We start from the raw sequence: 7083 nt of genomic DNA, 5'->3' as shown, positions 1-7083 counted from the left end.
GTCGCACCGCCGCCGCCCAACGCGGACTGCGCGCTGTCGAGCACGCCCTGCGCGGCGGCATGGGTGTTGTCGAGGACGCCCTGCGCGTTGTTCAGTCCCGTGTGGGCCACACCGAGCAGCGGCGAGGCCGCGTCCTCGAAGCCCGCGGGGTGGACCGCGCCGGACGCGTCGGGCGCGGCATTGCCCCCGCCGCCCAGACCGGGCACGTGCGGAGCGCCGAGCGTGGAGCCGTTGTCCTCATATTCCTTGCGCGCCAGCGCGAACGCGGGCGGCTCGATCGGCGGCATATCCGCGGGCAGCTGCGGCAGCGGCACATCGAGCATCGGGCCGTGCTGACCCGCCTCGGCGAGGGTGGGCGCGGGCGCCGGGGCGGCAGCGTTCTGTGCCGTGCCGATGACCCCGCTCTCGGTTCCGTCGACAATTCTCACCGGTCATACCCCCATTTGATTGCCGAGGCCCCCGAGTGCGGCCATGGACGTGTCGTCGGTCTCGTCGAAGACGGCGGCCGTGCCGAACGCGGCCTTGCCCAGATGGTCGACCTTGGCCGACAGATCGTTGACGTCCTTGCAGTGCAACACCTGCGCCGCGGCGAACATGGCCAGATAATCGGCCCCGATGATGCCGAACACCGGCGTCATGGCCATCACGTTCTTGACCGTGTCCATATTCGCGGCGCCGGCGATATCGGCCGCCACGCCCTCGTGTGTCGCCGCGAACGCGCGGACCGCATCGGTATCCGCCGAGAGATCACTCATCGTGTCTGCCCCCCAATCGTCGTGATCATCAGCCAACTTGTCCGTCTGAACCACTCGACCACCACCGCCGAGGTGATGGCTGGGCCTCAATATAGCCGACCTCACGGACAGGTTTCGAGCCTGCGGCGCGGGATGAGGAATGAATTGGAACGTGTTGCAAATTAGAACGGGTTCTATATTCTCGATCCCATGAAGGTCGCAGTCACCGGGGCAGCCGGATTCCTCGGCACGAATCTGCTCCACCAGTTGGTGCAGCGCGGTCACGAGGTGACCGCAATCGATCGGATCCGGCCGTCCGGACCGGCGGATCCGCAGGTGCGCTGGGTGAACGGCGACGTACTCGATCCGGCATCGATGCGCACCGCGCTAGACGGCGTAGAGGTGGTGTATCACCTGGTCGCGGTGATCACGCTGGCGCATCGCAACGATCTGGCCTGGCGGGTGAACACCGAGGGGGTGCGGGTGGTCGCCGAGGCCGCCCGCGCGGTCGGGGCGCGACGCATGGTGCACGCCAGTTCCATCCACGCCTTCAACCAGTACAGCTGCGGCGGTCGCATTGATGAGCGCTCGCCGCGGTCGGTGGAGTCGCATCTGCCCGTATACGACCGCTCGAAGTTTCAGGGTGAGGTCGAATTGCGCAAGGTCATCGATAGCGGTCTGGACGCGGTGATCTGCAACCCGACCGGCGTCTACGGCCCGATCGACAACAGCGCCTCCCGAATCAACGCCTCGGTGTGGGATGCCGCGCGCGGCCGGGTCCCGGTCATGGTCGGCGGCGGTTTCGATCTGGTCGATGTGCGCGATGTGGCGGGTGGGCTGATTCTGGCCGGAGAACGTGGCCGGACCGGCGAGAATTATCTGCTGCCCGGGGCGATGGTCTCGATGCTTGCGCTGACCCGGCTGGCCGCGGCGGTCAACGGAAAACGCGGACCGCGCTTCGCGATTCCGGTGCCGATGATCTCGGCGGCGCTGCCGGTGATCGAACCGATCGCCAAGCTGTTCGGCAGCGACAAGGTCTCCCGCGCGGCCATGGGCGCGCTGCTGTCCGCGCCCGAGGTGGACGGCGCCAAGGCCCGCGCCGAACTCGGCTATCTGCCGAGGCCGACCGAGCAGACGGTTCGCGATCTGATCGCGTTCTACAAGGGTGAACCGCTCGAGCCGGAGGCGCGCAGCATTGCTTGACACCGCTTAGAACACATGTTCGACTGGATGTGTGCGATGGCAAGGCCAGACCCTGGATGCCGATGACGGCGCCCTCCCGGGACTCGAGCGGGCCGGATTCGTGCGCAGCATCCAGACCCCCGAGTTCGAGGGCATCACATTTCACGAGGTGCTGTGCAAGAGCGCGCTGAACAAGCTCCCGGAGGGCTCGGGGTTGTCGTTCAAATGGACGATCAACCCGATGCGCGGCTGTTCGCATGCCTGCCGATACTGCTTCGCGCGCAGCACCCACGAATATCTGGATCTGGACGCGGGCCGCGATTTCGACAGCCAGATCGTGGTCAAGACCAATGTCGCGGCGGTGTTGCGCAAGGAGCTGCATCGTCGATCGTGGCGGCGGGAGACCGTGGCGCTGGGTACCAACACCGATCCCTATCAGCGGGCCGAGGGGCGTTATCGACTGATGCCCGGCATCATCGGCGCGCTGGCCGATTCGGGCACGCCGTTTTCCATCCTCACCAAGGGCACGCTGCTGCGCCGCGACTTGCCGCTGCTCACCCAGGCCGCGCGCGTGGTGCCGGTCAGCGTCGCGATGTCGATCGCGATTCTCGATCCCGCACTGCATCGCAGTCTGGAGCCGGGCACGCCCTCGCCGCGGGCTCGGCTGGATCTGGTACGGGCCCTGGCCGATGCGGGATTCTCGGTATCGGTGCTGGTCGCGCCCGTGATTCCGTGTCTCACCGACGGCACCGCGCATCTGGACGAACTGTTCGGCGCGATCGCCGAGGCGGGCGCGACGAGTGTGGTCGCGTTCCCGATGCATCTGCGCGGCAGCACCCGCGGCTGGTTCCTCGAGTGGCTGGCGACCCACCACCCGGCGCTGCTGCGCCGATACCGACAGCTGTACGGTCGTGGGGCGTACGTCACACCGGAGTACTCTGCGTGGCTACGCGCTCGGGTCGAACCGTTGCTCGCTCGGCACGGATTGAATCGGGACACCCCGGCGGATACCGCGCCGCCGGAACACCAGGACCGATTACCCGCGCCCGACCCACAGCTCGCCCTGTTCGCTTGACGCACTGTTCGATCCTGGTCGGTCTGCTCGGGTCGGCCGAATCATGCAATACGCACAACGCTTTTCGCGTTATAACTACGACGCGTCTCGGGTGTTCCTCGAGGCACGGCGGAGTAACTTGGCGTGTGGTACTTCTCACCGACGAGGAAGTGATGCAGGCACATGGTTGACCTGGCGCACCACAACGGTGCCGGCACAGAGAAATTGGAGCGGGTCGTCATCCGTTTCGCCGGCGATTCCGGCGACGGTATGCAGCTGACCGGCGACCGCTTCACCCATGAAGCGGCCGCGTTCGGCAACGATCTCGCCACCATGCCGAACTTCCCCGCGGAAATTCGCGCGCCCCAGGGCACCCTGCCGGGTGTGTCGTCGTTCCAGATCCAGATCGCCGATTACGACATCCTCACCGCCGGTGATCAGCCCGACGTGCTGGTGGCGATGAATCCCGCTGCGCTGAAGGCGAATCTGGAGGATGTGGCGCGCGGGGCGACGGTCATCGTCAATACCGACGAGTTCACCAAGCGCAACCTCGCCAAGGTCGGCTACAGTGGCGATCCGCTCAGCGACGAGACGCTGTCGGGCTTCGTCGTGCACCGGGTGCCCATGACCTCCCTGACGCTCGCGGCCACCGAATCGACCGGGGTGGGTAAGAAGGACGGTCAGCGGGCGAAGAACATGTTCGCGCTCGGTCTGCTGTCGTGGATGTACGGGCGGCCGATCGGCGGCACCGAACAGTTCATGCGCGAGAAGTTCGCCGCCACACCGGAGATCGCCGAGGCCAATATCCTCGCATTCCGGGCGGGTTGGAACTACGGCGAGACCACCGAGGCCTTCGCCACCACCTACGAGATCGCTCCCGCGACCCTCGCGCCGGGTACCTATCGGCAGATCACCGGCAACACCGCGCTCGCTTACGGCATCGTCACGGCCGGGCAATTGTCCGGTCTGTCGGTATTTCTGGGGACGTATCCGATCACGCCCGCCTCGGACATCCTGCACGAGCTGAGCAAGCACAAGAATTTCGGCGTCACGACCTTCCAGGCCGAAGACGAGATCGCGGGAATCGGTGCGGCGCTGGGCGCTTCGCTCGGCGGTGCGCTCGGAGTCACCAGCACCTCCGGCCCCGGTCTGGCGCTCAAGAGCGAGACCATCGGCCTGGCGGTGATGACCGAACTGCCGCTGCTGATCGTGGACGTTCAGCGCGGGGGTCCCTCGACCGGCCTGCCGACCAAGACCGAACAGGCCGATCTGCTGCAGGCGCTCTACGGCCGCAATGGTGAATCGCCGGTGGCGGTGCTGGCGCCACGCTCCCCGGCCGACTGTTTCGCCGCCGCCGTGGAGGCGGCCCGGATCGCGCTGACCTATCGCACCCCGGTGCTGCTGCTGTCCGACGGCGCGATCGCCAACGGTTCGGAGCCGTGGGCGATTCCGAATGTCGCCGAGCTGGCGCCGATCGATCCGGCCTTCGAAACCGAGGGCGCCGAGGGTGATTCGTTCCAGCCGTACGCGCGCGACACCGAAACGCTGGCCCGGCCGCTCGCGGTGCCGGGCACCAAGGGCCTCGCCCACCGGATCGGCGGTTTGGAGAAGGCCGACGGCAGCGGCAATATCTCCTACGATCCGGCCAATCACGAGCTCATGGTTCGCCTGCGGCAGGCCAAGATCGACGGCATCGCGGTGCCCGACCTCGAGGTCGACGATCCCGACGGGCGCGCCGAACTGCTGCTGATCGGCTGGGGCAGTTCCTACGGTCCGATCGGTGAGGCCTGCAGACGGGCGCGGCGGCGCGGAGTGCCGGTGGCGCAGGCGCATCTGCGGAATCTGAATCCGTTGCCCGCCAACACCGGGGAGGTGCTGCGGCGTTATCGCACGGTCGTCGCGCCCGAGATGAACGGCGGTCAGCTCGCGATGCTGCTGCGGGCGCGCTATCTGGTCGATGTGCAGCCATGGACGAAGATCGCGGGGACGGCGTTCTCGGCGCAGGAACTGGTCGGCGTCATCGATGCCGCACTCGACGGCTCCATCGCGGAGATGGAACACGACAAGGCCTTCGACGCGCGAGCGCGGGCCACCTATCGCACCCCAGGGGGTATGTGATGACGATCGTCGAAACCTCGCTCGTCGGTACCGATCTGGGCCTGACCGGTCTGTCCGGGGTGCCGGGCGCGGACGGGCCGCAGAAGGTCAAGGACTTCACCTCCGATCAGGAGGTGCGGTGGTGTCCCGGCTGTGGCGATTACGTCATCCTCGCGACCATGCGCGGATTCCTGGCCGAGTTGGGGCTGCGCCGGGAGAATCTGATGTTCGTCTCGGGCATCGGCTGTTCCAGCCGGTTCCCGTACTATCTCGACGCCTACGGCATCCACTCGATCCACGGCCGCGCGCCCGCGATCGCGACCGGGCTCGCGGTCACACGACCGGATCTGTCGGTATGGGTCGTCACCGGCGACGGTGACGCCCTGTCGATCGGCGGCAACCATCTCATCCACGCGCTGCGCCGCAATGTGAACATGACGATCCTGTTGTTCAACAATCGGATCTACGGACTCACCAAGGGCCAGTACTCACCGACCTCCGAACAGGGCAAGGTGACCAAGTCCACGCCGATGGGCTCGGTCGATCACCCGTTCAACACGCTGTCGGTGGCGCTGGGCGCGGAGGCCACCTTCGCCGCGCGCGCCCTGGACTCCGACCGCGCCGGGCTGACCGAGGTACTGCGCGCGGCGGCCGAACATCGCGGCATCTCGTTCGTGGAGATCCTGCAGGACTGCCCGATCTTCAACGACGGCTCCTTCGACGCGCTGCGCCGCGACAACGCCGAATCCCACCTCATCCGCCTGCAGCACGGCCACCCGATCCGTTTCGGCGCCGAGCGCGAATTCGCGGTGGTACGAAGCGGTTTCGGCCTCGAGGTGGTCCTGGCCGACACCGTCGACGAAGCCGAGATCATCGTCCACGACGCCTACGCCGACGACCCCGAATACGCCTTCGCCCTGTCCCGCCTGTCCGCCCAGGACCTCTCCCACGTGCCGATCGGCATCTTCCGCAGCGTCACCCGCCCCACCTACGACGACGGCGTCCGCACCCAACTCGCAACCGCCCGCGACCGTAAGCCCGTGGGCTCGAATACGTTGCAGGAGTTGCTCACCGGTAAGGAGACGTGGACGGTCGGCTGACGATCGGATGCTGTCGCACCGATCTCGTTGCGAGACCGGGGAACTGGCCCTTACCCGCTCGACTCCATGACTCCCTTCGGATCTCTGGCGAAATTAGGCTGCGGCTGGCTGTTGGAGCGCCCGGGGTTGTGTCGGGAATCGGCGGGTGCGTGGGTTGCCGAGGTCGAGATGATCTCCGCGCGTTGATTTTCCGATCGCGCGCCCAGCTGGTGTGGTGATCTCGGTCTCGGCCCGGGACAGCCAGCCGTTACGCCGACGGTGCCGTCGTACGCGTTCGCGGTTGGCGCATCCGCGGTCGGGGCAGTAGCGCATCGAATTGTTCTTCGTGGTGTCGGCGTAGAAGCGATGGCAGTCGTGGGCGGCGCAGAGGCAGATGCGGTCGGGCCGCGTCGAGCACTCCACCGACTCACCGATCCTGCGCAAACCCGTCGAGCAGCCGTTTGCACAACTCGTTGAATCGCTGCCGGGCCCCTTTCTGTTCATCGCTGAGTCCGCCGCTGGCATTCGGCGAATACACCACCAAGTGCACATCCTGGTCCGGTGTCGCCCCCAGGAAATCGAGCAGCGTACTGCTGGAATCCCCATCCGACGGCATCCCCATATCCATCGCCGCCAACGCCTTGGCCTCCACCATTGCCGCAGCCAAAACCTCAGGCGCGATCCGCCCGGTCAACTTCTGCGGAGCCGTCCCCGGCTTCCGCTCCGCGCTGGCCGCGTCCGGACTCTTCACCGCCCGCCCATCGGTCATCACCTCGAGCGTCGGCCCAAGATCGGTCCGCCCCTCCCAGCCGACGGGAATCGTGGTCAGCACCAATGAAACCGGTGCCGAGGCGGGGGCGGGAGCCGGTGGGGCGGGAGGCGCGGGCGGCGGTGCGGGCGTGGCGGGCGGAGCGTCCGCGGGAGCTGGCGGGGCGGG

At 67.1% G+C, this 7083-nt stretch carries 7 protein-coding genes and 1 pseudogene; 4 read left to right on the top strand and 4 right to left on the bottom strand.

Annotation, left to right across the window (positions count from 1 at the left end):
• Both NP4_RS39340 and NP4_RS39335 read right to left on the bottom strand, forming a co-directional pair.
• Nucleotides 1–428 (bottom strand): annotated as a pseudogene (locus tag NP4_RS39340) (hypothetical protein); the annotation flags it as partial.
• 3 nt (nucleotides 429–431) lie between these two features.
• Complete coding sequence (locus tag NP4_RS39335) at nucleotides 432–755, bottom strand: type VII secretion target (RefSeq protein ID WP_068009954.1); 324 nt, start codon at nucleotides 753–755, stop codon at nucleotides 432–434.
• A 189-nt stretch (nucleotides 756–944) separates the two neighbouring features.
• Between NP4_RS39335 and NP4_RS39330 the strand changes: the two genes are divergently transcribed.
• The 4 genes from NP4_RS39330 to NP4_RS39315 all read left to right on the top strand — a co-directional run bounded on the left by NP4_RS39330 (nucleotide 945) and on the right by NP4_RS39315 (nucleotide 6167).
• Nucleotides 945–1937, top strand: a complete 993-nt coding sequence (locus NP4_RS39330; RefSeq protein WP_068009952.1) for an NAD-dependent epimerase/dehydratase family protein — start codon at nucleotides 945–947, stop codon at nucleotides 1935–1937.
• A gap of 31 nt (nucleotides 1938–1968) precedes the next feature.
• On the top strand, nucleotides 1969–2991 hold the full coding sequence (locus tag NP4_RS39325; protein WP_068009947.1) for an Rv2578c family radical SAM protein: 1023 nt from the start codon (nucleotides 1969–1971) through the stop codon (nucleotides 2989–2991).
• A gap of 162 nt (nucleotides 2992–3153) precedes the next feature.
• Nucleotides 3154–5088, top strand: coding sequence for a 2-oxoacid:acceptor oxidoreductase subunit alpha (locus NP4_RS39320; RefSeq protein WP_068009944.1), 1935 nt, complete (start codon nucleotides 3154–3156; stop codon nucleotides 5086–5088).
• Nucleotides 5088–6167, top strand: a complete 1080-nt coding sequence (locus tag NP4_RS39315) for a 2-oxoacid:ferredoxin oxidoreductase subunit beta (RefSeq protein WP_068009940.1) — start codon at nucleotides 5088–5090, stop codon at nucleotides 6165–6167. The genes NP4_RS39320 and NP4_RS39315 overlap by 1 nt, the downstream gene beginning before the upstream one ends.
• A gap of 93 nt (nucleotides 6168–6260) precedes the next feature.
• Here NP4_RS39315 and NP4_RS42260 read toward each other — a convergent pair whose 3' ends face one another.
• Nucleotides 6261–6650: a CGNR zinc finger domain-containing protein gene (locus tag NP4_RS42260; protein ID WP_245997550.1), complete on the bottom strand. Its 390-nt coding sequence runs from the start codon at nucleotides 6648–6650 to the stop codon at nucleotides 6261–6263.
• Complete coding sequence (locus NP4_RS43080) at nucleotides 6574–6978, bottom strand: hypothetical protein (RefSeq protein ID WP_068009937.1); 405 nt, start codon at nucleotides 6976–6978, stop codon at nucleotides 6574–6576. Before NP4_RS43080 ends, NP4_RS42260 begins: the two co-directional genes overlap by 77 nt.
• Between the last annotated feature and the right edge of the window lie 105 nt (nucleotides 6979–7083).

Origin of the sequence: Nocardia pseudobrasiliensis NBRC 108224 (assembly GCF_001613105.1) — a bacterium.
Classification (GTDB): Bacteria; Actinomycetota; Actinomycetes; order Mycobacteriales; family Mycobacteriaceae; genus Nocardia; species Nocardia pseudobrasiliensis.
Note: the sequence above shows the minus strand (reverse complement) of the source record. Positions and strands in the feature narration are given on the sequence as shown.

Excerpts from the sequence above, each read along its gene's own strand:
- NP4_RS39335 (WP_068009954.1), bottom strand. The coding sequence starts at position 755 with ATGAGTGATCTCTCGGCGGATACCGATGCGGTCCGCGCGTTCGCGGCG.
- NP4_RS39330 (WP_068009952.1), top strand. The coding sequence starts at position 945 with ATGAAGGTCGCAGTCACCGGGGCAGCCGGATTCCTCGGCACGAATCTG.
- NP4_RS39320 (WP_068009944.1), top strand. The coding sequence starts at position 3,154 with ATGGTTGACCTGGCGCACCACAACGGTGCCGGCACAGAGAAATTGGAG.
- NP4_RS39315 (WP_068009940.1), top strand. The coding sequence starts at position 5,088 with ATGACGATCGTCGAAACCTCGCTCGTCGGTACCGATCTGGGCCTGACC.
- NP4_RS42260 (WP_245997550.1), bottom strand. The coding sequence starts at position 6,650 with ATGAACAGAAAGGGGCCCGGCAGCGATTCAACGAGTTGTGCAAACGGC.